The 656-nt window shown below is 47.0% G+C and carries 1 protein-coding gene; it reads left to right on the plus strand.

Annotated features, from left to right (window positions below; all coding sequences use genetic code 11):
• Window positions 1–530 (plus strand): DUF58 domain-containing protein (locus A3762_RS03340; protein ID WP_156493184.1); only part of this gene is annotated, 530 nt, incomplete at its 5' end.
• Window positions 531–656 lie beyond the last annotated feature (126 nt).

Here is a 656-nt window from a genome sequence, read left to right on the forward strand (position 1 = left end):
GTTTCGATGTAAAGGTTCAGACTCAGTCATTTGAACGAGGCGTGCACTCGTTATCAGGTATTCGTCTTCAAACATACTTTCCTTTCGGTTTAGTTCGAGCATGGACATGGATGTGGTTTGACGAAGCTGTGTACGTTTATCCTAGACCCTTACCGTCACCCGAAAATACAAGCCTAGAGCGCAATGCGGTTTCAGGATCGGGGCAGATCTCGGGGCAAGAGCTCGATAATGTTAAGGCTTATGATAAGGGCGATAATGTTCGAAGAATTCTCTGGAAGCATTTTGCTAAGCGTGATGAGCTAATAGTTCGCTCGCCAGAGCTTCTTAGCGCGGATCCTGTCCATCTTGAGTATGACTCATATATGCGCTTTGGTAAGGAGTTGGCGCTGAGTTATTTGTGTTTCGATGTTTTTGAGTTACATGAAAGTCGTCTTCCGTTTTCGTTATCCTTGCCAAATGTAAGTGTTGGCGAAGAGCAGGGCGAGCTGCATTNGCGACGCTGTTTGAGGGCTTTGGCGGAGTGTGCTTAATGGCCGAAGTGCAAGTATCCCAAACTGAGGTTCTTGAATTAAACGGCATTCGGCACGGAGTTGTTGGTGTCATGCTGCTTCAGGCCGTGTCATTTTTATCGATCGCGCCAATATGGCTCTTCTCGT

The organism is Oleiphilus sp. HI0125, from assembly GCF_001635355.1.